At 41.6% G+C, this 22072-nt stretch carries 25 protein-coding genes, 1 tRNA gene and 1 other RNA gene; 19 read left to right on the forward strand and 8 right to left on the reverse strand.

What is annotated here, in order from left to right; all coding sequences use genetic code 11:
- Positions 1-33: 33 nt before the first annotated feature.
- The 5 genes from BWR56_RS03130 (at position 34) to tnpA (ending at position 4984) form a co-directional block, all read left to right on the forward strand.
- Positions 34-795, forward strand: a complete 762-nt coding sequence (locus BWR56_RS03130) for an elongation factor Tu (RefSeq protein ID WP_061421194.1) — start codon at positions 34-36, stop codon at positions 793-795.
- 18 nt (positions 796-813) lie between these two features.
- Positions 814-1731, forward strand: a complete 918-nt coding sequence (gene glyQ / locus BWR56_RS03135) for a glycine--tRNA ligase subunit alpha (RefSeq protein WP_000038733.1) — start codon at positions 814-816, stop codon at positions 1729-1731.
- A gap of 263 nt (positions 1732-1994) precedes the next feature.
- Complete coding sequence (glyS, locus tag BWR56_RS03140) at positions 1995-4031, forward strand: glycine--tRNA ligase subunit beta (protein ID WP_049504981.1); 2037 nt, start codon at positions 1995-1997, stop codon at positions 4029-4031.
- Between the two features lie 41 nt (positions 4032-4072).
- A complete protein-coding gene (locus BWR56_RS03145; protein ID WP_049504983.1) occupies positions 4073-4330 on the forward strand; it encodes a DUF896 family protein in 258 nt (85 codons plus the stop codon).
- A gap of 189 nt (positions 4331-4519) precedes the next feature.
- Entirely contained in the window at positions 4520-4984 is a 465-nt protein-coding gene (tnpA, locus tag BWR56_RS03150; protein WP_049504985.1) for an IS200/IS605 family transposase, read from the forward strand.
- A 184-nt stretch (positions 4985-5168) separates the two neighbouring features.
- On the opposite strand, the gene BWR56_RS03155 is transcribed toward tnpA, so the two are convergent.
- The 3 genes from BWR56_RS03155 to BWR56_RS03165 are packed head-to-tail and all read right to left on the reverse strand — an operon-like array spanning position 5169 to position 7981.
- Complete coding sequence (locus tag BWR56_RS03155; RefSeq protein WP_049506092.1) at positions 5169-6410, reverse strand: NAD(P)H-dependent oxidoreductase; 1242 nt, start codon at positions 6408-6410, stop codon at positions 5169-5171.
- A 17-nt stretch (positions 6411-6427) separates the two neighbouring features.
- Positions 6428-7033: an NADPH-dependent FMN reductase gene (locus tag BWR56_RS03160; RefSeq protein ID WP_000915929.1), complete on the reverse strand. Its 606-nt coding sequence runs from the start codon at positions 7031-7033 to the stop codon at positions 6428-6430.
- Positions 7034-7066: 33 nt separating this feature from the next.
- On the reverse strand, positions 7067-7981 hold the full coding sequence (locus tag BWR56_RS03165; RefSeq protein WP_049506096.1) for an FAD:protein FMN transferase: 915 nt from the start codon (positions 7979-7981) through the stop codon (positions 7067-7069).
- 307 nt (positions 7982-8288) lie between these two features.
- On the opposite strand from BWR56_RS03165, the gene nox reads away from it, so the two are divergent.
- The 3 genes from nox to pdxT all read left to right on the forward strand — a co-directional run bounded on the left by nox (position 8289) and on the right by pdxT (position 11279).
- Entirely contained in the window at positions 8289-9668 is a 1380-nt protein-coding gene (gene nox / locus BWR56_RS03170) for a H2O-forming NADH oxidase (protein WP_076984453.1), read from the forward strand.
- 153 nt (positions 9669-9821) lie between these two features.
- The gene (gene pdxS, locus BWR56_RS03175; RefSeq protein WP_000138520.1) at positions 9822-10697 is read left to right on the forward strand and encodes a pyridoxal 5'-phosphate synthase lyase subunit PdxS; all 876 of its coding nucleotides are present in this window, start codon (positions 9822-9824) and stop codon (positions 10695-10697) included.
- Positions 10698-11279: a pyridoxal 5'-phosphate synthase glutaminase subunit PdxT gene (gene pdxT, locus BWR56_RS03180; protein WP_049506088.1), complete on the forward strand. Its 582-nt coding sequence runs from the start codon at positions 10698-10700 to the stop codon at positions 11277-11279.
- 19 nt (positions 11280-11298) lie between these two features.
- Here pdxT and trhA read toward each other — a convergent pair whose 3' ends face one another.
- Entirely contained in the window at positions 11299-11946 is a 648-nt protein-coding gene (gene trhA / locus BWR56_RS03185; RefSeq protein WP_001097972.1) for a PAQR family membrane homeostasis protein TrhA, read from the reverse strand.
- A complete protein-coding gene (locus BWR56_RS03190) occupies positions 11943-12389 on the reverse strand; it encodes a DUF1836 domain-containing protein (RefSeq protein ID WP_049506086.1) in 447 nt (148 codons plus the stop codon). The genes trhA and BWR56_RS03190 overlap by 4 nt, the downstream gene beginning before the upstream one ends.
- A 134-nt stretch (positions 12390-12523) precedes the next feature.
- On the opposite strand from BWR56_RS03190, the gene BWR56_RS03195 reads away from it, so the two are divergent.
- From BWR56_RS03195 to trxB, 7 genes are all read left to right on the forward strand, one after another.
- The gene (locus BWR56_RS03195; protein WP_049506084.1) at positions 12524-13018 is read left to right on the forward strand and encodes a GNAT family N-acetyltransferase; all 495 of its coding nucleotides are present in this window, start codon (positions 12524-12526) and stop codon (positions 13016-13018) included.
- Entirely contained in the window at positions 13015-13530 is a 516-nt protein-coding gene (locus BWR56_RS03200; protein WP_049506082.1) for a methylated-DNA--[protein]-cysteine S-methyltransferase, read from the forward strand. Before BWR56_RS03195 ends, BWR56_RS03200 begins: the two co-directional genes overlap by 4 nt.
- A gap of 12 nt (positions 13531-13542) precedes the next feature.
- Complete coding sequence (locus BWR56_RS03205; RefSeq protein WP_049506081.1) at positions 13543-13899, forward strand: arsenate reductase family protein; 357 nt, start codon at positions 13543-13545, stop codon at positions 13897-13899.
- 156 nt (positions 13900-14055) lie between these two features.
- Positions 14056-14856, forward strand: a complete 801-nt coding sequence (locus BWR56_RS03210) for an amino acid ABC transporter permease (RefSeq protein WP_049506079.1) — start codon at positions 14056-14058, stop codon at positions 14854-14856.
- A complete protein-coding gene (locus tag BWR56_RS03215) occupies positions 14856-15599 on the forward strand; it encodes an amino acid ABC transporter ATP-binding protein (RefSeq protein WP_000590997.1) in 744 nt (247 codons plus the stop codon). Before BWR56_RS03210 ends, BWR56_RS03215 begins: the two co-directional genes overlap by 1 nt.
- 77 nt (positions 15600-15676) lie before the next feature.
- On the forward strand, positions 15677-15901 hold the full coding sequence (locus BWR56_RS03220) for a DUF4059 family protein (protein WP_049506076.1): 225 nt from the start codon (positions 15677-15679) through the stop codon (positions 15899-15901).
- Positions 15902-15966: 65 nt separating this feature from the next.
- Positions 15967-16878: a thioredoxin-disulfide reductase gene (gene trxB, locus BWR56_RS03225; RefSeq protein WP_049506075.1), complete on the forward strand. Its 912-nt coding sequence runs from the start codon at positions 15967-15969 to the stop codon at positions 16876-16878.
- A 32-nt stretch (positions 16879-16910) separates the two neighbouring features.
- Here trxB and rlmB read toward each other — a convergent pair whose 3' ends face one another.
- Together rlmB and def are read right to left on the reverse strand one after the other, a co-directional pair.
- Positions 16911-17639: a 23S rRNA (guanosine(2251)-2'-O)-methyltransferase RlmB gene (gene rlmB / locus BWR56_RS03230; RefSeq protein WP_076984454.1), complete on the reverse strand. Its 729-nt coding sequence runs from the start codon at positions 17637-17639 to the stop codon at positions 16911-16913.
- 44 nt (positions 17640-17683) lie between these two features.
- A complete protein-coding gene (gene def, locus BWR56_RS03235; RefSeq protein ID WP_042767740.1) occupies positions 17684-18295 on the reverse strand; it encodes a peptide deformylase in 612 nt (203 codons plus the stop codon).
- A 155-nt stretch (positions 18296-18450) separates the two neighbouring features.
- Here def and BWR56_RS03240 point away from each other — a divergent pair, with 155 nt between their 5' ends.
- The 4 genes from BWR56_RS03240 to ssrA all read left to right on the forward strand — a co-directional run bounded on the left by BWR56_RS03240 (position 18451) and on the right by ssrA (position 21664).
- Positions 18451-19770 (forward strand): CapA family protein, encoded by a 1320-nt coding sequence (locus BWR56_RS03240; protein ID WP_076984455.1) that lies wholly within the window; start codon positions 18451-18453, stop codon positions 19768-19770.
- Positions 19771-19793: 23 nt separating this feature from the next.
- Complete coding sequence (locus BWR56_RS03245) at positions 19794-20621, forward strand: Cof-type HAD-IIB family hydrolase (protein WP_049506070.1); 828 nt, start codon at positions 19794-19796, stop codon at positions 20619-20621.
- Position 20622: 1 nt separating this feature from the next.
- Positions 20623-21258: an SGNH/GDSL hydrolase family protein gene (locus BWR56_RS03250; protein ID WP_049506067.1), complete on the forward strand. Its 636-nt coding sequence runs from the start codon at positions 20623-20625 to the stop codon at positions 21256-21258.
- Between the two features lie 58 nt (positions 21259-21316).
- Positions 21317-21664, forward strand: a transfer-messenger RNA (tmRNA) gene (gene ssrA / locus BWR56_RS03255).
- Between the two features lie 242 nt (positions 21665-21906).
- Here ssrA and BWR56_RS03260 read toward each other — a convergent pair.
- Positions 21907-21994: transfer RNA gene (locus tag BWR56_RS03260), tRNA-Ser, on the reverse strand.
- Positions 21995-22072: the final 78 nt, after the last annotated feature.

Here is a 22072-nt window from a genome sequence, read left to right on the forward strand (position 1 = left end):
ATTCAGCCTATGTGTGTAAAAGAAAGGAGAGTCGTGGATAACCTTTATCTTGTAAAAGATGATAGCCAACTAGTTGCATTTCGTGATTTTGTATTAAGAAATACTGAAAAGTTGGAGGCTTATCAATCTTTTTTAAAGAATGAACTTGCAGTCTACGATTTACCGCAAGCCATCATTTGGTCAGGTTTTAATGCTGCTACACAGATTATTAGGGAAATTCCTGTTCCTGCCTATACAAATAATAGACGAATGGTTATGACGCCTGATTTAACTGTTTGGAAAGAGCTGTATTTGTATCAGTTGATGGACTACGAGCGTTCTCAGCAAACTCAAGCAATAGAAAGTCACTATCATTCTTTATCTGAAAATTTCCTCTTACAGATTGTAGGACATGAGTTAGCTCATTGGTCGGAGCATTTTTCAGATGATTTTGATGGTTACGACTCTTACATCTGGTTTGAAGAAGGGATGGTTGAATATATTAGTCGCAAGTATTTCTTGACAGAAGAGGAATTTCAAGCGGAAAAAATTTGTAATCAATCTCTCGTAGAACTTTATCAGAAGAAGTATGGTTGGCATTCATTGAATGATTTTGGTTCCTCTACTTATGATAAGAACTATGCAAGTATTTTTTACGAATACTGGCGTAGTTTTTTGACAGTAGATAAGTTGGTAGAAAATCTAGGTAGTGTACAAGCGGTCTTCGATTCTTATCATCTATGGGCAAACACAGATAAAACTCTTCCCTTGTTAAATTGGTTTGTTCAGCAGAAATTAATTGAAAAAGAAATATAAAAACTAAAGGAGTATTCAATGTCTAAGAAATTAACATTTCAAGAAATTATTTTGACTTTGCAACAATTTTGGAATGACCAAGGTTGTATGCTGATGCAGGCTTATGATAATGAGAAAGGTGCGGGGACGATGAGTCCTTACACTTTCCTTCGTGCTATTGGTCCTGAGCCATGGAATGCGGCTTATGTGGAGCCATCACGCCGTCCTGCTGATGGTCGTTATGGAGAAAATCCTAACCGTCTTTACCAACACCACCAATTCCAAGTGGTTATGAAGCCTTCTCCATCAAACATCCAAGAACTTTACCTTGAGTCTTTGGAAAAATTGGGCATCAATCCATTGGAACACGATATTCGCTTCGTTGAGGATAACTGGGAAAATCCATCGACTGGATCTGCAGGTCTCGGTTGGGAAGTTTGGCTTGATGGGATGGAAATCACTCAGTTCACTTATTTCCAACAAGTTGGTGGATTGGCAACGGGCCCTGTGACTGCGGAAGTTACCTATGGTTTGGAGCGCTTGGCTTCTTACATCCAAGAAGTAGACTCTGTTTATGATATCGAGTGGGCAGATGGTGTAAAATATGGAGAAATCTTTATCCAGCCTGAGTACGAGCATTCAAAATATTCATTTGAAATTTCGGACCAAGAAATGTTGCTTGAAAACTTTGATAAGTTTGAAAAGGAAGCTGGTCGTGCCTTGGAAGAAGGCTTGGTTCACCCTGCCTATGACTATGTTCTCAAATGTTCACACACCTTTAATCTGCTTGATGCGCGTGGTGCCGTTTCCGTAACGGAGCGTGCAGGCTATATCGCCCGTATCCGTAACCTGGCCCGTGTCGTAGCCAAAACATTTGTCGCAGAACGTAAACGCCTAGGCTACCCACTTCTGGATGAAGCAACACGAGCTAAACTCCTAGCAGAAGACGCAGAATAGTAAGTAATACTGTGCTCTAAAATCGTTAAAGGCAAGTCTAAGACTTGCTAGAGGGATATGCACCGCCGTACTGTTATGTGGGGATTTTTGAAACCTTGGGTTCAAAAATCAGTCAGCTAAATCCACTTTGATGAGACTGTTGGAAATCTTAGTTTATTTGGTATAAGATTTCCTTACAGACTCACAAAAGTTAGTTAGCGACATCCCCAGTACCTAAGGTGCATATCAAAAGAAAAGATTGAAGAAGATGTAAAGGAAAAAACATGACAAAAAACTTATTAGTAGAACTCGGTCTTGAAGAGTTACCAGCCTACGTAGTAACTCCAAGCGAAAAACAACTAGGTGAAAAAATGGCAGCCTTCCTCAAGGAAAACCGCCTGTCTTTTGAAGCTATTCAAACCTTCTCCACACCACGCCGTTTGGCTGTTCGTGTGACTGGACTTGCAGACAAACAGTCTGATTTGACAGAAGATTTCAAGGGTCCAGCAAAGAAAATCGCCTTGGATAGTGATGGAAACTTCACCAAAGCAGCTCAAGGATTTGTCCGTGGAAAAGGCTTGACAGTTGAAGATATTGAATTCCGTGAAATCAAAGGTGAAGAATATGTCTATGTTACCAAGGAAGAAGTGGGGCAACCAGTTGAAGCCATTGTTCCAGGTGTAGTAGACGTCTTGAAGTCACTAACTTTCCCTGTCAGCATGCACTGGGCTAATAACACCTTTGAATATATCCGCCCCGTACACACTTTAACTGTTCTTTTAGATGAAGAAGAGTTTGATTTGGATTTCCTTGATATTAAGGGTGGTCGTGTGAGCCGTGGTCATCGTTTCCTAGGACAAGAAACCAAGATTCAGTCAGCTTTGAGCTACGAAGAAGATCTTCGTAAGCAGTTTGTAATCGCGGATCCTCGTGAACGTGAGCAAATGATTGTTGACCAAATCAAGGCAATTGAAGCTGAACATGGTGTACGTATCGAAATTGATGCCGACTTGCTGAACGAAGTCTTGAACTTGGTTGAATACCCAACTGCCTTTATGGGAAGTTTTGATGCTAAATACCTTGACGTTCCAGAAGAAGTTTTGGTGACTTCGATGAAGGAACACCAACGATACTTTGTTGTTCGTGATCAAGATGGCAAGCTCTTGCCAAACTTCATTTCAGTCCGTAACGGAAATGCAGAGTATTTGGAAAATGTCATCAAGGGGAATGAAAAAGTCCTAGTTGCCCGCTTGGAAGACGGAGAATTCTTCTGGCGTGAAGACCAAAAATTGGTCATTTCAGATCTTGTTGAAAAATTGAACCATGTGACTTTCCATGAGAAGATTGGTTCCCTTCGTGAACACATGATTCGTACAGGGCAGATTGCCATTCTCTTGGCAGAAAAAGCTGGTTTGTCAGTGGATGAAACAGTTGACCTAGCGCGTGCAGCAGCTATTTACAAGTTTGACTTGTTGACGGGTATGGTTGGTGAGTTTGATGAACTCCAAGGAATTATGGGTGAGAAATATGCTCTTCTTGCTGGAGAAACTCCAGCGGTGGCAGCTGCTATTCGTGAACACTACATGCCTACATCAGCTGACGGAGCTCTTCCAGAGAGTAAGGTGGGAGCCATTCTAGCCATTGCAGACAAATTGGATACGATTTTGAGTTTCTTCTCAGTAGGCTTGATTCCATCAGGTTCTAATGACCCTTATGCCCTTCGTCGTGCGACTCAAGGTGTAGTTCGTATCTTGGATGCTTTTGGTTGGCACATTGCTATGGATGAGCTGATTGATAGCCTTCATACCCTGAAATTCGACAGTTTGACTTATGAAAATAAAGCGGAGGTCATGGACTTTATCAAGGCTCGTGTCGATAAGATGATGGGTTCTACTCCAAAAGATATCAAGGAAGCAGTTCTTGCAAGTTCAAACTTTGTTGTGGCGGATATGTTGGAAGCAGCAAGTGCTCTTGTCGAAGCAAGCAAGAAAGAAGATTTCAAATCGTCTGTCGAATCCCTATCACGTGCTTTCAACTTGGCTGAGAAGGCAGAAGGTTCTGACACGATCGATCCTGTTCTCTTTGAGAATGAAGAAGAGAAAGCCTTGGCGGAAGCAGTAGAATCACTCGTTTTGTCAGGAACTGCAAGTCAGCAATTAGAACAACTCTTTGCGCTTAGCCCAGTTATTGATGCTTTCTTTGAAAACACCATGGTAATGGCTGAAGATCAGACTGTTCGACAAAATCGTTTGGCAATCTTGTCACAACTAACCAAGAAAGCAGCTAAGCTCGCTCGTTTTAACCAAATCAATACGAAATAAACTCAGTCGAACGGACTGTATCTTATTACAAAGGAGAAGAAATGGATCCGAAAAAAATCGCTCGTATCAACGAGCTTGCAAAAAAGAAAAAAACAGAAGGCTTAACCTCTGCTGAAAAAGTGGAACAAGCTAAACTTCGTGAGGAGTATATCGAAGGCTATCGTCGTTCTGTTCGTCACCACATTGAAGGATTCAAAGTTGTGGACGAGGAAGGAAATGACGTTACACCAGAAAAACTACGTCAAGTACAACGTGAAAAAGGTTTGCACGGCCGTAGTCTTGATGATCCAAATTCATAAAATTCAAGGGTTTTGTAGATGATCTACAAAACCCTTTTTGTTATGTGACTATTAGTCCGTCTCGCTCCGCAAGGTGCGAGACAAATAAACCACCCGCTATGCGGGTGCGCATCGAAGGTTAGACCAAAAAACTCCAAACGCGATACAATAAAGGTGTTCAAGCCAATTGTAAAGCGAAAGGAGAAAAATATGGCACAAAAGGCACATAGTTTATCACACACAAAGTGGATGTGTAAATATCACATTGTGTTCACCCCTAAGTATAGACGAAAAGTAATTTATAATCAATATCGAAGCAGTTTGGGAGAAATATTCCATCGATTATGTAGTTATAAAGGTGTTGAGATTATCGAAGGCCACTTAATGCCAGACCATGTACATATGTTAGTCAGTATTCCACCGAGGATAAGTGTTTCAAGTTTCATGGGGTATTTAAAAGGTAAAAGTGCACTCATGATGTTTGACAAACACGTCAACCTCAAGTACAAGTTTGGGAATCGGCATTTCTGGGCAGAAGGTTATTATGTAAGTACAGTAGGGCTTAATGAAGCCACAATTAAGAAATATATTCAAGAACAGGAAAAGTATGATATAGCACTAGATAAATTAAGTGTAAAAGAATATGAGGATCCCTTTAGGGATAGTGGTAAGTAATACTAAAGCCTCTTTAAGAGGCAAGTGACGAGTCAAGAGCAATGAGGCTTGAACAACGTGAAAGCCAGCGCCTTTAGGCGCTGGCTGGTAATTTGGGCTTATAGCCCTGGTGCAAACCACCCGTTTGACGGGTGGTTATGATTATTAACAAAAAAGAAGGAGCCATTAGGCTCCTTTTGATTTCTTAGTTGCTTGCGCCAGAAGTAGCGTCAGCGCCTACATGACCTCCGCCGTCAGGAGTATCAGAAGCGCCAGAAGTAGCATCGGCGTCTCCATGACCTCCAGCTGCAGGAGCAAATGGTCCGCTACCACCTACCAAACGTTGACCAGTTTCTTGTAAGTACCAGTCAAGCCATGGTTGGAAGTTAAAGACGATTTCATTGATTCCAGCGTATGATCCATCAGGATAGTACATTGCTTGGTAGTTGTGGGTGTTGATGACACCTGCAGGAGAACCTGGAACGATCGTGCGGACGTATTCTTGGTTTCCGTTGCGAAGTGTTCCGATAACCCACTCTACATTCTTCATCCGAGCTGGTGGAAGAGAACCATGAACAGTCGACATACGGCTACCTGATTGAGGTGGTACGCGTTTAGCAAACATGGTGTCTGGATCTTGGTGAGCGTTGTTGTAGTAGAGGAATTGGTTGTTGTCGTCAGCGTATGTCAATTCAAATGGCATAGCTTTCAAGAACATATCAATTTGGTTAACTGTCAGGATACCGTGGTCCAATTTGACATAGGTATCACCAGAAACAGCACCAGTGATTGCTGCAACTTTTTCTACCCATTCTGGATCATCAGGGTCAACTTCTGTAATGGTTGTAGCAATTGGTTTTCCACAATCCAAGTCTTCTGGTTCGATTGGTTTTGGTTTTTTCAATTTCGAAACGACTCCTACGTATTTAACAAAGTTATCTAAGCAAGTTTCAAGGAATTTAACAGTGCCTTCGTTGGTGATGTTTCCATTGTTATCAAAAGCTTCTTTGGCTTTACCAAGAAGGAACTCATTTCCTGGAAGTGTGTAGGCATTGACACCTGGAGCGTCAAGGATTTTACGAAGGTGAACCTGGGCACGTGATGTTCCTTGGTCATAGTATGATGCACCCACAATCATAACAGGCTTGTTTTCAAATGGATGAACTTCGTATGAAAGCCATTCAAGTACAGATTTGAGCGAAGCTGAGATAGTGTGGTTGTGCTCAGGAGTGGCGATAATGACACCATCAGCACGTGTAATCTTGTTATACAAGAAACGCAATTGGAAGCTTTCGTCCCATTTTTCGTCTTGGTTAAACATTGGAACTTCGTCGATTTCAAGGACTTCTAATTCAAATTTGAATTTGAAATTGCGACGGATAAATTCCAAGAGTTTGCGGTTATATGATTGATCGTAGTTTGATCCAACAAGTCCAACAAATTTCATTCTTTCGGTCTCCTATCTTACAAATTTTCCCAGTCAAATTCTTCTGCATCTTTGCGAAGCAATTCTTGCGCATTGCGCAATTTCTCAGTAATTTTCACAAAGATACGGAAGTCATCAAAGATGGCATCCAATTTCTTGATGACATCAAGGTCAACCAAGTCACCACTTGGGTTAAATGCTTGAAGAGAGTGAGAAAGCAAGAATTCATCTGGTAGAACATTTGCCTTAATTTCAGGAGCGTTCAAGATTTGACGAAGTTGCAATTGCGCACGAGATGAACCAAGAGTTCCGTAAGAAGCACCAGTGATCATGATTGGTTTGTTCAAAAGTGGGTAGATACCGTAAGATAGCCAAGCAAGAGCGCTCATCAAAACTGCAGGGATTGAGTGGTCGTACTCAGGGGTGCCGATGATGACACCATCAGATGCTTCAATTTTAGCAGCAATTTCAAGAATTTCAGCAGGAAGAAGTTTATCTGCTGGTTTGTTGAAAACAGGAATGTCCTTGATTTCAACAAGTTCAATTTCAGCTTTATCCGCAAAGTGTTTTTGCATGTATTGGAGCAATTGGCGGTTTGTAGAACGTTTAGAGTTCGTTCCAACAATGGCAATAAGTTTTAGCATGAGATTTCCTTTCTCTTTTTACATAATACAAATTTAAAGGCCTGAAGAACATGTAAGGTTCCCCTCTTTGTCGATGAGAATGGCTTCGATACCATCTAAACCTTCGACTTGCCAGAGGATAGAAGCGCTACGTTCTCCGAATAGGCGGGTTGTCCAAATCTCACCATCGACGGATTTATCTGAGATAATCGTTAGGCTAGCGAGCTCTGTTTCGACAGGGAATCCTGTCTCGCTATCAAAAATATGGTGGTAGTCTTTTCCATCTACTGTCAGGTGGCGTTCATAGATACCTGAAGTGACAACGGATTTGTTAGAAGCTGGGATGGTTAGGAGATGATTGCCACGAGGATTTCGCGGATCTTGAATCCCAATCTGCCAGGCTTTCCCTTCTTTGGCTTGGTTATTCCCGATGGTGAGGATATTTCCTCCGAGATTGATCAAGGCAGAGGTGACACCGTGTGTTTTCAAATACTGGGCAACCTTATCTGCACTATAGCCCTTGGCTAAACAACCTAAATCAAGCTTCATTCCTTTCTTCTCTAAAAATACAGTAGAGCTAGCGGGATCTAACTTGATAAAATGCGGGTCAACTAGAGGCAAGACAGCTTCGATTTCGTTTAGCTCGGGGAGTCGAGCATCTGAAAAACCGATTCGCCAGGTTTGAATCAAGGGGCCAATGCTGATATTTAGATGGCTAGATGGAGCTAGACTATGTTCTAACCCAAGAGCAATCAGTTCAAATAAGTCAGGATGGACCTTGACCGGAGCAATTCCAGCCTGGTGATTGATTTCCATCAATTCGGATTCTTGACTGTTGGCGTTGAAGCGGTACTCGAGCTCTCTGAGTAAATTAAAGGCTCCTTGAAGCAGGCAATCTACCTGTTCATCTACTAATGAAATAGTGATAGTTGTTCCCATTAGTCGTTCAGAACGTGAACGAAGAGGCAAGCTACCAACTCCTTTCTCTTTATAGGAAATCATTCAATATAAGGTCGTTAAACAAAAATTGAACCCCTTACATTTTATTTCCATGTTTCTAGCATAACATAAAGTCAGCGTTTTCACAAATAAATTTTAACAAAAAGTCAAGAAATATGCTCAGAATTAATATGAAAACGATAGAAAAATTAGATTTATCAATGTTAAGTGTATTTTTTTCTGAAAAAAAGAGAATTCTGAGCAAATACCTTGTAAACGCTAACAGTAAATGGTATACTAGAAAGGTAAATCAAAAATTAAAGGTAGGAATTTTTCTATGAGTAAAATCGTTGTAGTTGGTGCTAACCACGCTGGTACAGCTTGTATTAATACGATGTTGGACAACTTCGAACATGAGAACGAAATCGTAGTATTTGACCAAAACTCAAATATTTCATTCCTTGGATGTGGAATGGCGCTTTGGATCGGGGAACAAATTGATGGCCCAGAAGGTCTCTTCTACTCTGATAAAGAAAAATTGGAAGCAAAAGGTGCTAAAGTTTACATGAACTCACCAGTTCTTTCAATTGACTACGATAACAAAGTTGTGACTGCAGAAGTTGAAGGTAAAGAACACAAAGAGTCTTATGACAAATTGATCTTTGCAACTGGTTCAACTCCAATCTTGCCTCCAATCGAAGGTGTTGAAATCGTTAAGGGCAACCGCGAATTCAAAGCAACTCTTGAAAATGTACAATTTGTTAAGTTGTACCAAAACGCAGAAGAAGTTATCGAAAAACTTGCTGACAAGAGCAAACACCTTGAGCGCATCGCAGTTGTTGGTGGTGGTTATATCGGTGTTGAACTTGCTGAAGCTTTCGAACGTCTTGGAAAAGAAGTTGTTCTTGTTGACATCGTAGACACTGTTTTGAACGGCTACTACGACAAAGACTTCACTCAAATGATGGCGAAGAACTTGGAAGACAACAACATCCGCTTGGCACTTGGTCAAACAGTAAAAGCTATCCAAGGTGATGGTAAAGTTGAACGCTTGGTAACAGACAAAGAAACATTTGATGTGGATATGGTTGTTCTTGCAGTTGGTTTCCGTCCAAACACAGCTCTTGCTGATGGTAAGATTGAACTCTTCCGTAACGGTGCCTTCCTTGTAGACAAGAAACAAGAAACATCAATTCCAGGTGTTTATGCAGTAGGTGACTGTGCGACTGTTTATGACAACGCTCGTAAAGACACTAGCTACATCGCGCTTGCTTCAAACGCTGTTCGTACTGGTATCGTTGGTGCTTATAACGCTTGTGGACACGAACTTGAAGGAATCGGTGTACAAGGATCAAACGGTATCTCAATCTACGGTCTTCACATGGTTTCAACTGGTTTGACTCTTGAAAAAGCTAAAGCTGCTGGTTACAATGCAACTGAAACAGGCTTTAACGATCTTCAAAAACCAGAATTTATCAAACATGACAACCACGAAGTTGCCATCAAGATTGTCTTTGACAAAGACAGCCGCGAAATCCTTGGTGCACAAATGGTTTCACATGATGCTGCTATCAGTATGGGAATCCACATGTTCTCACTTGCTATCCAAGAGCATGTAACCATTGATAAATTGGCTTTGACAGACCTATTCTTCTTGCCACACTTTAACAAACCATACAATTATATTACAATGGCTGCACTTACAGCTGAAAAATAACAATAGCTGAGCTATCTGGCCTTAAATTAAGGTCAGATAGTTTTTTTTAATCCATTTGTACCCATACAATCCAGCTTATTTCATCTTGTTCTTCTCCTATTTCTAGCTTAAAATAAAACTGTAGCTACTAATACAAGTGATGAGGATTAAGAAATGACTGAAAATCGTTATGAACTAAATAAAAACTTGGCACAGATGCTCAAAGGTGGGGTTATCATGGACGTTCAGAACCCTGAACAGGCTCGTATCGCAGAGGCTGCTGGTGCGGCAGCTGTTATGGCCTTGGAGCGGATTCCAGCTGATATTCGTGCAGCCGGTGGGGTTTCCCGCATGAGCGATCCAAAGATGATTAAGGAAATCCAAGAAGCGGTCAGCATTCCAGTGATGGCCAAGGTCAGAATCGGGCATTTTGTTGAAGCTCAGATTTTAGAGGCTATTGAGATTGACTATATCGATGAGAGTGAAGTGCTGTCTCCAGCAGACGACCGTTTTCATGTGGACAAGAAAGAATTCCAAGTTCCTTTTGTCTGTGGAGCTAAGGACTTGGGTGAAGCCTTGCGTCGTATCGCTGAAGGAGCTTCCATGATTCGGACAAAAGGAGAACCGGGTACAGGAGACATCGTTCAAGCCGTTCGTCATATGCGCATGATGAATCAGGAAATACGCCGTATTCAAAATCTACGCGAAGATGAACTTTATGTGGCTGCCAAGGACTTGCAAGTCCCTGTAGAATTGGTCCAATACGTCCATGAACACGGAAAATTACCAGTTGTCAACTTTGCAGCCGGAGGTGTGGCAACACCTGCAGATGCTGCGCTGATGATGCAATTGGGGGCAGAGGGCGTCTTTGTCGGTTCAGGTATTTTCAAGTCAGGAGATCCTGTTAAACGAGCAAGTGCTATTGTCAAAGCCGTAACCAACTACCAAAATCCTCAAATTTTGGCTCAAATCTCTGAAGACCTAGGGGAAGCCATGGTTGGTATCAATGAGAATGAAATTCAAATTCTCATGGCAGAGCGAGGAAAATAGATGAAAATCGGAATATTAGCCTTGCAAGGCGCCTTTGCAGAGCATGCAAAAGTGTTAGATAAATTAGGAGTCACTGGTGTCGAAATCAGAAATTTAGATGATTTTCAACAACATCAGAGTGACTTGTCGGGTTTGATATTACCTGGCGGTGAGTCTACAACCATGGGCAAGCTTTTGCGTGACCAACAGATGTTGATTCCTATCCGAGAAGTCATTCTATCTGGATTACCAGTCTTTGGAACTTGTGCGGGCTTAATCTTGCTAGCTAAGGAAATCACTTCTCAGGAAGAAAGTCATCTTGGAATCATGGATATAGTGGTTGAGCGCAACGCTTATGGGCGCCAACTAGGAAGCTTCTATACAGAGGCAGAATGTAAGGGAGTCGGTCAGATTCCCATGACTTTTATCCGTGGACCGATTATCAGTAGTGTTGGAGAGGGTGTAGAAATTCTAGCAACAGTTGATAATCAAATCGTTGCTGCGCAAGAACAGAATATGCTGGTAACCTCTTTTCATCCAGAATTGACAGATGATGCTCGCTTGCACCAGTACTTTATCAATATGTGTAAAGAAAAAAGTTGAGAAAAGATTCTCAACTTTTTTACATGTAATAAACAATGGCAATATATTGGAGTGCAGACGCAGCTAGGATAAAGAGATGCCAAATCATGTGGAAATAAGGTTTTTTCTTAGCGTAAAATCCAGCTCCAACTGTATAACAGAGTCCGCCAGTTACCATGAGACTCCAGAAAATTGGTGTTGTTTGACTGATAATGGCAGGAATGATAGCCAGAACCAACCAGCCCATAATCAGGTAAAGGGCAAGGCTGAATTTCTCATTGACCTTTTTAGCAAAGATTTTATAGAGGATGCCAAAGATGGTCGTTCCCCACTGAATGGCAATGATCAGATAGCCAAACCAGTTATTCATCAAAGTCAATACGACCGGCGTATATGAGCCTGCGATAGCCACGTAAATCATAGAATGGTCGATGATTCGCAAGACGTATTTGTGGGTCGAACCATAGGCCATAGAGTGGTAAATGGTTGACGAGAGGAACATGAGAAAGAGACTGATAACAAAGATTGAAACACCAAAAGATGATAAAAATCCGTGTGCTTCATAACTATAGGTGGATGAAATAGGGAGCAAGATGAGCATGATAACGGCACCCACAGCATGGGTCACGCTATTAGCAATTTCCTCTCCAAAACTGAGTTTTTTACTGAGTTTTAGACTGGTATTCATTGGATTTCCTCCTCTTCTTTGATAAGGATTAAGTCTAGAGTTTGATGATAGAGTTTAACCGTTTGGCAGCTAGTTTGGATAATAGGATTTTCTGGATCAATCCCATGGTTCATGTAGTCTACAAAAGCGTCGTAGAGCTGGTCTGAGTTCGCTTGAGTTTGTAAAGTATTAAGTGTTTGAGCGATTTCTTGGATCGAAAAGACAGACTTGAGAGTGGTGATGGCAATCAAACGAGCAATCTGTTTGCGTTGGTATTTTTTCTTGTCTGGCTTTGTCAAGTAACCATTTTTGACATAGTTATTAACCATGGATGCTGTTAGCCCCTTGTCTTTATCTGGAGAGATAGGAGCACAGACTTGATTGACATAAAGTAAAACCTGATCCAGATAGAGGTCAATGTTTGGAATGTCTTCCCATTTTGGGTAGGAAAAGTTAGAATTCATTTCCAACTCCTTTTTATCTAGTTTTAATAACTAGATTATAAAATAATAAAAAACAAAAGTCAAGTTTCAACTGCTTGTAGAAAGCTTTAAATTATGCTATGATGAGAGAAACTAGTTAGAAATGAGGGGAAGAGATGGAGATTCGTTTAGCTTTTCCAAACGAAGTAGATGCGATTATGCAGGTGATGGAGGATGCCAAAAAGTGTTTAGCCAATTCTGGTAGTGACCAGTGGCAAAATGGCTATCCAAATGCCGAAATCATTATTGATGATATCATCTCTGGTCAAGCCTATGTGGCCTTAGAAGAGGGAGAACTGTTAGCCTATGCTGCTGTGACCAAGAACCCAGAGGAAGCCTATGAAGCCATTTATGAAGGAAGTTGGCAGGGGGAAGAATCAGAATATCTGGTCTTTCACCGTATCGCTGTCGCAACAGATGTCCAAGGACAAGGAGTTGCGCAGACTTTCCTAGAAGGCTTGATTGAAGGTTTTGATTACCTAGATTTTCGTTCAGATACACATGCAGAAAACAAGACCATGCAGCATATCTTTGAAAAACTTGGATTTAGTCAGGTCGGTAAGGTTCCAGTTGATGGGGAACGCTTGGCCTATCAGAAATTAAAAAAATGAAGCAGAAAAAGTACGCAAAAATGCTCTACCCGTCGCCAATTGGGACCTTATCCTTAGTTGCTGACGAGCAATATCTGTATGGAATTTGGGTACAGGACCAAACTCATTTTGAGAGGGGATTAGGAGACGAAACGATAGAAGAAGTTGCTGGCCATCCTGTATTAGAGCAAGTTATTTCCTATTTAGATACCTATTTCGAAGGCAGTGTTCAGGATCTATCTGACTTACCTTTGGCTCCCATTGGAACGGATTTTGAAAACCGGGTCTGGGCTTACTTACAGGCCATTCCTTATGGTCAAACAGTAACTTACGGACAAATAGCTCAAGACTTGCAAGTGGCTTCTGCCCAAGCGATTGGCGGAGCAGTGGGGCGTAATCCTTGGTCCATCCTCGTACCCTGTCATCGGGTGCTAGGATCAGGCAATCGCTTGACAGGCTATGCATCTGGAGTCGAAAAAAAAGCCTGGCTCTTGCAACATGAAGGTGTAGCATTTCAAGAAAATAAAAAATAGAAAGAAAAGAAGATGTTAGAATTTATCGAATACCCAAAATGTTCAACTTGTAAGAAAGCAAAAAATGAACTAGACCAACTCGGTGTGAACTATAAAGCTGTCCACATCGTAGAAGAAACACCAAGTGAAGACGTCATTTTGGACTGGTTGGAAACTTCCGGTTTTGAAGTGAAACAATTTTTCAATACTAGCGGGATTAAATACCGTGAACTGGGCTTGAAAGATAAGGTGGGAAGTTTGTCAAAACAAGAAGCAGCCAAGCTTCTAGCGAGTGATGGTATGTTATTGAAACGTCCCATTTTGGTGGAGAATGGTGCTGTTAAACAAATCGGCTATAGAAAACCCTATGAGGACTTAGGTTTGAGATAGTTTTTATTTATCTCCTTGATAGGTAAAATATATAGCCTCCCTGTTTTAAAGTGTGATAAACTAGAAGATAGACAAAGTCTGAGTAGCCCGTAGCAAATAATTTGCTTGCGAGCAGAAGTATGGTAGAATGAATCATTATCAGGAGAGGATGTTTTTATGACTGTTACAACATTTTTAGCATCAGATTGGTACCAAAGTTTGATGCAACTCATTCCGGATGGTAAGCTCTTTAGTTTGCGTTCGGTCTTTGATGGAATTCCAAGGATTGTCCAACAATTGCCTACAACCTTGATGTTGACGCTTGGAGGTGCACTCTTTGGTTTGCTGCTTGCCCTGATTTTTGCCATTGTTAAGATCAATCGTGTTAGGATTTTATATCCCTTGCAAGCCTTTTTCGTCAGCTTCTTAAAAGGTACCCCAATCCTAGTTCAACTTATGTTGACCTACTACGGAATTCCTTTGGCACTGAAAGCTATCAACCAACAATGGGGAACTGGTCTCAATATCAATGCGATTCCAGCGGCATTTTTTGCGATTGTGGCCTTTGCTTTTAATGAGGCGGCTTATGCAAGTGAAACGATTCGTGCAGCTATCCTTTCTGTTAATCCAGGTGAGATTGAGGCGGCGCGTAGTCTGGGTATGACTCGAGCTCAAGTTTATCGTCGTGTGATTATTCCAAATGCGGCCGTTGTGGCGACACCGACTTTGATCAACTCCCTTATCGGTTTGACCAAGGGAACTTCTCTAGCCTTTAGCGCAGGTGTTGTGGAGGTCTTTGCCCAAGCACAGATTTTAGGTGGAGCTGATTATCGCTATTTTGAACGTTTCATCTCCGTAGCCCTTGTCTATTGGGTAGTCAATATCGGAATTGAAAGCCTCGGCCGTTTCATCGAGAGAAAAATGGCTATCTCAGCACCGGATACAGTGTCTACAGATGTGAAAGGAGACCTTCGTTAATGATTAAGATTTCGAATTTAAGCAAATCCTTTTCAGGACAGACAGTCTTGAATCATCTGAACTTGGATATTCAAAAAGGTGAGGTAGTGGCTTTGATTGGTTCATCTGGAGCTGGGAAATCAACCTTTCTTCGTAGTTTGAACTACCTTGAAACTCCAGATAGTGGAACGATTCAGATTGACAATTTTAAAGTTGATTTTTCGCAGATTAGCCAAGAAGAGATCCTAACCCTTCGTCGCAAGTTATCTATGGTTTTCCAACAGTTTAATTTGTTTGAACGCCGAACAGCTCTTGACAATGTCAAGGAAGGTTTGGTTGTCGTTAAAAAATTATCGGACGAGGAAGCAACAAAAATCGCCAAGGAAGAGTTGGCTAAGGTTGGACTTTCTGACCGTGAAAACCATTACCCTCGCCACTTATCAGGTGGACAGAAGCAACGGGTTGCCCTTGCGCGTGCGCTTGCTATGAAACCAGATGTCTTGCTATTGGACGAACCCACTTCAGCCCTCGACCCAGAATTGGTCGGTGAAGTAGAAAAGTCTATTGCAGATGCTGCCAAGTCAGGTCAGACCATGATTTTGGTCAGTCACGATATGTCTTTTGTAGCCCAAGTGGCAGACAAGGTTTTATTCCTAGATAAAGGGAAAATCATCGAGTCTGGCACACCGGATGAAATCATCAATCATCCAAAAGAAGAACGGACAAAAGAATTCTTCGCTAGTTACAAACGGACTTATATTTGATATAATAGAAAAAGGAAAACTCAGTTAGTTGGACTAGCTGAGTTTACTCTTTAAAAAAGATAGAAACGAGAGAGATCATGCTACTGCATCTATTTTCTTTGTATTTCGAGAGTTTGATCTTAACGACCATCCTTGTCGTGACTTTTCTGGGGATTTGGATTGGATTGAGAGCCATGTCTGGTGTGGACAAGACAGCCAAAGCTCGCCAAGCCCATCTCTATGATATGATTATGATTGGAGTTTTGGTCATTCCGGTGTTATCCTTTGCCGTCATGAGTTTGCTCTTGGTTTTCAAGGCATAATCCTTGCGTGACTAGCAAGAATGAGTTAGAATAAAGATAGTTACAACAAGAAAGAAGGAATCGAAATGTACGATACGATTATTGTCGGTGCTGGACCTGCGGGAATGACCGCTGCCTTATATGCTGCTCGCAGCAATCTGAAAGTGGCTTTGATTGAAGGTGGTCTGCCAGGCGGGCAAATGAACAACACATCTGATATTGAAAACTATCCAGGTTATGCCAACATCAGTGGACCTGAATTGGCTGAAAAGATGTTTGAACCTCTTGAAAACCTTGGAGTGGAGCATCTTTATGGCTATGTTGAAAATATTGAAGACCAGGGTGACTATAAGAAGGTCATCACTGATGATCAAGTTTACGAAACCCGTACTGTCATTGTAGCAACTGGGTCAAAACACCGTCTTTTGGGGGTTCCTGGAGAAGAAGAACTGAACAGTCGTGGTGTTTCTTACTGTGCCGTATGTGATGGAGCTTTCTTCCGTGATCAAGACTTGCTCGTAGTTGGTGGTGGAGATTCAGCGGTAGAAGAAGCTCTCTTCTTGACTCGCTTTGCCAAGACTGTTACCATTGTTCACCGTCGTGACCAACTTCGTGCCCAAAAGGTTTTGCAAGACCGTGCTTTTGCAAATGAGAAAGTCAACTTTATCTGGGATTCTGTTGTCAAGGAAATCAAAGGTGAAAACCGAGTAGAGTCAGTTGTATTTGAAAATGTGAAAACTGGTCAAGTGACAGAGCAAGCCTTTGGAGGTGTCTTTATCTATGTTGGTTTGGATCCTGTTAGTGATTTTGTTAAGGATTTGAATATCCAAGACCAGGCAGGCTGGATTGTGACAGACAATCACATGAAAACTAGCGTTGATGGCATCTTTGCAGTTGGGGATGTTCGCCAAAAAGATCTTCGCCAAGTAACAACAGCAGTTGGAGATGGGGCTATCGCAGGTCAAGAAGCTTACAAATTTATTACTGAACATAGTTAAAAAAGTTTCCAATCACTTGATTGGAAACTTTTTTATAGTCGGTTTCGGAAAACTTCGTACATGAGAATGGCTGCTGCAACACTGGCATTGAGACTTTGAACATGTCCATTCATAGGAATGGTAATCATTTCATCGACCTGTTTTTTGATATTGCTAGAGATGCCTTTTCCTTCATTTCCGATGATGAGGGCGATTTTCCCTTTTGTATTCCACTTGTGGCAAGGAGTACCGTTCATATCCGTTCCAAAGGTCCAGAAGCCTTCATCCTTGAGTTTGTCTAGGGTTTGACTGAGGTTGGTCACTCGCGCAATCGGTACATGCTCAATAGCACCTGTGGCCGTTTTGGCAACGACAGGAGTCACTCCGACAGCACGGTGCTTGGGAATGATGACACCTGAAACATTGGTCGCGTCAGCGGTTCTTAAGATAGAACCTAGATTATGAGGATCAGTTAACCCGTCCAGAATCAATAGCAAAGGGTTTTCTTCTTGACGCGTTTTGGCAAGAATGTGATCTAGCTCGCTATAGGCAAATTCGGAAACTCGAAGGACAAATCCTTGATGGATAGCGCCTTCGGTCATTTCAGAGAGGGATTTTTTTGAAGTCCAAGAAATGGATACCTTCTTTTCTGTAGCCAGTTCCTTGACTTTTTCAACATTCTTACCTCGAAGGTCTTCTTGGAGGTAAAGTTTATTTCCAGTGTTTGCAAGGAGGGCTTCTGTGACGGCGTGGATGCCATAGACAATATCATTTGTTTTCATGCCTCTATTATAACACAAAACCCCGTCTTGCAACGGGATTTTCTTTATTCCAGAATCAGTAAACCATCTTTAACAGCAAATGGATCTTTCTCATTGATACGATCGTAAAACATGATTCCGTTTAGATGATCAATTTCATGTTGGACAACGATAGAGTTGTATCCTTTGAGCTTGATACGGTGTTTTTCGCCATCTTTGTCAAAGTAGTCAACAGTAACGCGAGCATGGCGGACTACATAGCCAGGTACGTTTCGGTCAACAGACAGGCAACCTTCTCCTTCGCCAAGAGCAGCGTCCTGAACAGAGTGAGAGACAATTTTTGGATTGTACATAATAGCTTGCAAGTCGTAGGCTTCCTGTGGAGTTTCACCTTCTTCCACAATATTTGGGACCAAGACGGCAATAATGCGTTTTGAAATATCGAGTTGGGGAGCAGCCAGCCCAACACCACCGCGGAGCCCCATTTTCTCAGCCATAACAGGATCTTGGGAATGTTTGAGGAATTGCATCATCTTTTCGCCAAGGATGATTTCCTGGTCAGACAAGGGGAAAGTGACCTCCTCAGCAACTGCGCGAAGCGTCGGATTCCCCTCGCGGATAATATCGTTCATATCAATTAAGTGAGCAGCTTTTGTAATACGTTCTATAGCAGACATTTTCTCTCCTTTCATTACCTCTACATGATAACACAAAATAGGCGAGAAAGAAAGCCGCAGAAGTTCCTAAAAAATAATATAATAAACGGTATTCCTCTTTTGTCTGTGGTATAATAAAAGAAAAGACTTGCAAAAGAGAGCAAGGGAGAATACAGATGGAAAAGCGACAAAATAGACGGTCTCATGGACCTATTGATGGATTGTTGGAGAAAAGTATTGGTTTCTTTCGGAATTATAAATCCTGGACCAATGCCCAGTTTATTATTGTGTTATTGCTTGCAGTTGCCTTATCCATGGGGGGGAACTTATTAGTTCGAGCAGTACAAGGTAGTAAGGGAACAAGCCCTGGTAGCCAAACTCTTGATTCTGCAAGTACTTCCAGTCAATCCAAGGAAAATCAGTCTGGTGAAACGACGGCGCGTATCATGGCAAATGGTGACCTTCTTTATCATATCCCTATCTACCGAACAGCTCTTAAAGAAGATGGGACCTATGATTTCCATGAAAATTTTGAGTATGTAAAACCCTGGCTCAAACAAGCGGATTTAGTGCTTGGTGATTTTGAAGGAACGGTGAATAAGGACCACTATTTGGCAGGTTATCCTCTCTTTAATGCTCCAGGAGAAGTCATGGATGCGATCAAGGATGCAGGCTACCAAGTTCTAGACTTGGCTCATAATCATATTTTGGATTCTCAAATTGAGGGATTGGTTTCAACGGCTCAAGCTATTGAAAAGGCTGGAATGACACCCATCGGAGTCTACACACATGAATCCCGAGACCAAGCACCTATAGTCATCAAGGAAGTCAATGGTATCAAGGTAGCTCTCCTGGCCTATTCTTACGGTTTTAATGGCATTGAGCAGTATATCTCTCAAGAGGACTATAATCGCTATCTTTCTGATTTGAATGAAGATAAGATGAAGGCAGAAATCGAGCGTGCAGAGAAGGAAGCAGATATTACTGTCATCATGCCTCAGATGGGAATTGAGTATCAGCTAGAACCAACGGAAGAACAGAAAACACTGTACCACAAGATGATTGACTGGGGAGCCGATATTATTTTTGGAGGGCATCCTCACGTCGTTGAACCTGCTGAAACAGTTGAAAAAGATGGTGACAAAAAACTGATCATCTACTCCATGGGAAATTTCCTCTCAAATCAACGCATTGAAACCATGCAAGATGAGGAAAATGCCAAGTGGACGGAGCGCGGTGTTCTCATGGATGTGACCATTAAGAAAAAAGATGGAAAGACAAGGATTGAAACGGCCAAAGCGCATCCTACTTGGGTCAATCGAACACCCAAAGGGACTTACTCTCCAGAAGGCTATCCGCTTTTCCTCTATCAGACCTATATCCTAGAGGACTTCATCGAGGGAGGCAGTCATCGTGACAAGTTGGACGAGGCGACCAAGGAACGAATTGACACGGCCTATAAAGAAATGAATGAACATGTAGGGTTGAAGTGGTAGGTACTCGCCCTAAAGGAGACGAGATGACGATTAAATTGATTGCAACGGATATGGATGGAACTTTGCTGGATCCAAGAGGGCAACTGGACTTGCCACGTTTAGAAAAGATTTTAGACCAATTAGATGAACGAGGTATCCGTTTTGTCATTGCGACGGGAAATGAGGTCCATCGAATGAGGCAATTATTAGAACACTTGGCGAGTCGAGTGATCTTGGTTGTTGCTAACGGCGCTCGTATATTTGAGTATGATACGCTACTTCAGGCCCAGACTTGGGATGATGCTATGGTTGACAAGGCTCTCCTTCATTTTAAAGGGAGGGAGTGTCGAGATCAGTTCGTCGTTACCAGTATGAATGGGAGTTTTGTCAAGGAAGGAACGGTTTTTACAGACCTGGAAAAATTTATGACTCCAGAGATGATTGAAAAACTTTACCAAAGGACCAATTTTGTGGATGAGCTAAACTCAGACCTCTTTGGAGGAGTTCTAAAGATGAGCATGGTCGTTGGTGAAGAACGTTCTAGTTCAGTTTTGCAGGAAATCAATGATCTTTTTGATGGTCGTGTAAGGGCTGTTTCTAGCGGTTATGGCTGTATTGATATCCTGCAAGCTGGTGTTCACAAGGCTTGGGGATTGGAAAAATTACTCAAGCGCTGGGATTTGACATCAGAACAAATCATGGCTTTTGGTGATAGCGAAAACGATATCGAAATGTTAGAGCTGGCTGGAATTGCCTATGCTATGGAAAATGCAGATGATAATGTCAAGGCAGTTGCGACTGCCCTGGCACCAGCCAACAGCCAGGCGGGTGTGTATCAAGTTCTAGAGAATTGGTTAGAGAAAGAGGGATAGGGTGGCAGTACAGTTATTAGAGAATTGGCTCTTAAAGGAGCAGGCAAAGATTCAAACCAAGTATCGTGAATTGAATCAAGTATCTGTTCTAGAGCCAGATATCATCTTTATTGGTGATTCGATAGTGGAGTATTACCCTCTTCAAGAGTTGTTGGGAACTGCCAAGACGATTGTTAATCGAGGCATCCGAGGTTACCAGACGGGGCTTCTACTAGACAATCTTGATGCCCATCTTTATGGTGATGCTGTCGATCAAATTGTTCTCTTAATTGGAACAAACGATATCGGAAAAGGTATTCCTATGAATGAAGCTTTGGATAATCTTGAAGGAGTGATTCAATCGCTTAACCGAGATTATCCGCTGTCACAAATAAAGCTTGTTTCTATTCTGCCAGTCAATGAAGGAGAAGAATACAAGCAGACAGTATATATTCGTACCAATGAAAAGATCAGAGAATGGAATCAAGTCTATGAGGCTCTAGCTTCCGCCTATATGCAAGTAGATTTTCTACCAATTTATGATAGTTTGACAGATTCAGAAGGACAACTTCAATCAGCCTATACAACGGATGGTCTCCATCTGAGTGTAGCTGGTTATCAAGCTTTATCAGATGCTTTGAAAACGTATCTTTTCTAAAGAATTGGCTTGATTTTGCATTTTTTATGAAGATAGGTTATAATAGTTCTATAATTTTGGGGTCGTTACGGATTCGACAGGCATTATGAGGCATATTTTGCAACCCGTGTGGCGACGTAAACGCTCAGTTAAATATAACTGCAAAAAATAACACTTCTTACGCTCTAGCTGCCTAAAAACCAGCAGGCGTGACCTGATTTGGATTGCTCGTGTTCAATGACAGGTCTTATGATTAGCGAGATACGATCAAGCCTTGTCTAGTGGTTTGATAAGAGATTAATAGACTCGCAGTTCCTAGGCTTGAGTTATGTGTCGAGGAGCTGTTAAAACAATACATAACCTATGGTTGTAGACAAATATGTTGGCAGGTGTTTGGACGTGGGTTCGACTCCCACCGGCTCCATATATATTTTGCATTATTTCGCAAACCTTTCTAAAACGTTGATAAATCAGCGTTTTTATTTTTATCTTTTTTATTGTTTGGCATTCTTTTTCAAAAAAAGGATACAACAAAGGATACAACGTTTTGCTGTATCCTAGAAATCGATATCCTTTTGTTTTATGAAATCATATAGTGTTTGTATTATTTGATTTTTAAATGCTTGCGATAAAAAAAACTGCATTAAGGTGCAGTTTTTCTTTATTCTACGGAAGACATGGGATTCGAACCCACGCACGCTGTTACACGCCTACCGCGTTTCCAACACGGCCTCTTAAGCCTCTTGAGTAATCTTCCAATACTTACTCAAATAGTCTACCATAAAGCCACTTATCTTGCAATAAAAATTTTGGAAATAAGAAAAATGATAGAATT

Source organism: Streptococcus oralis (assembly GCF_001983955.1).
Classification (GTDB): Bacteria; Bacillota; Bacilli; order Lactobacillales; family Streptococcaceae; genus Streptococcus; species Streptococcus jiangnanensis.